Origin of the sequence: Rhodococcus gordoniae (genome assembly GCF_001646655.1) — a bacterium.
GTDB classification, from domain to species: domain Bacteria; phylum Actinomycetota; class Actinomycetes; order Mycobacteriales; family Mycobacteriaceae; genus Rhodococcus; species Rhodococcus gordoniae.
Map to the genome: position 1 here is coordinate 1 of NZ_LPZN01000112.1, position 1,446 is coordinate 1,446.

The 1,446-nt window shown below is 66.0% G+C and carries 1 protein-coding gene and 1 pseudogene; both read right to left on the reverse strand.

The window, feature by feature from the left end; all coding sequences use genetic code 11:
- Window positions 1-211, reverse strand: a pseudogene (locus A8G18_RS22210) (NUDIX hydrolase); the annotation flags it as partial.
- A gap of 13 nt (window positions 212-224) precedes the next feature.
- A partial coding sequence (gene ppk1 / locus A8G18_RS22215; RefSeq protein ID WP_064065579.1) for a polyphosphate kinase 1 occupies window positions 225-1,446 on the reverse strand: 1,222 nt, incomplete at its 5' end.

Genomic DNA, 1,446 nt, shown 5'->3' on the forward strand with positions numbered 1-1,446 from the left:
GTAATGTTTTACCTCACGCAGGCGGAGACAAACGGCTGCGTTCGCCCGCGTCGAGTTTGCCTTGCGGAAAGGCCGCAAGCCAGGCGGAGGGGGGACGGTGTACGAGGGCGACCTCCGCATCGTACGGAGCGTTCTCGGCGGCGCCCCGCCACAGGACCGCACCCGCCGCGAAGATGTTGGCCTTCACGGGCTTGTCGCGTGATTCGGTCAACGTTTCCTCCACCTCAGGACGAGCGGCTACGCATGAGTTCGACCTGGTGGTCGCGGGCAGCTGTGCCCGGCTCGGGCGACGCCGTCCAGGTGCCGTCGCCCTCGAGAATCCAGCAGCGTGTCGCCGGATCCAACGCAGAATCGAAAATGCCGTCCAACTGCGTTGCGAGCCGGGTGTTCTTCACCTGCACCATCACTTCGACCCGACGATCGAGATTCCGGTGCATCATGTCGGCGCTGCCGATCCAGTACTCGTCGCTGCCGCGGAAATGGAACAGTCGCGAGTGCTCGAGAAAGCGGCCCAGAATCGATCGCACCGTGATGTTCTCGCTCAAACCGGGCACCCCGGGCTTGAGCGCACAGATCCCGCGCACGACCACCTCCACCCGGACCCCCGCGCGGGATGCGCGGTAGAGCGCGTCGATCACCTGCTCGTCGACGAGCGCGTTGGCCTTGAGCCGGATCCCGCTGGGACGACCGGCGTTGTGGTGCTCGATCTCACGCTCGACGCGCTGGACGATGCCCTTGCGGACCCCGTGCGGTGCGACGAGCAGATTGCGGTACTGGGCCTTTCGGGAGTATCCGGTGAGGGTGTTGAACAGGTCGGTCAGGTCGGCGCCGATCTCGGGGGAGGACGTGAGCAGGCCGACGTCCTCGTACAGGCGGGCGGTCTTCGGGTTGTAGTTGCCCGTGCCGATATGGCAGTAGCGGCGGATCGTCGACCCCTCGCGTCGCACGACCAGACAGGTCTTGCAGTGGGTCTTGAGACCGACGAGTCCGTATACGACGTGGACACCGGCCTGTTCGAGCTTGCGGGCCCACTTGATGTTGGCCTGCTCGTCGAATCGGGCCTTGATCTCCACCAGCGCGACGACCTGTTTGCCGGCCTCGGCCGCGGCGATCAGGGCGTTGACGATGGGCGAGTCGCCCGACGTCCGGTACAGCGTCTGCTTGATCGCAAGCACCTGGCTGTCGGCCGCGGCCTGCTCGATGAACCGCTGGACGCTCGTGGAGAACGAGTCGTACGGATGGTGGACGAGGATGTCGCCTTCGCGGAGAGTCGAGAACACGCTCTTCGGGGTCTCGCGCTCACCGAACGCGGGATGGGTCGCCGGCACGAAGGGCGCATCCTTCAGATCCGGACGGTCGACGGCGTGCACCTGCCACAGCGACGACAGGTCGAGCAGACCCGGCAGCTGGACGACGTCGACCCGGTCGACGTCGAGCTCACGCAGC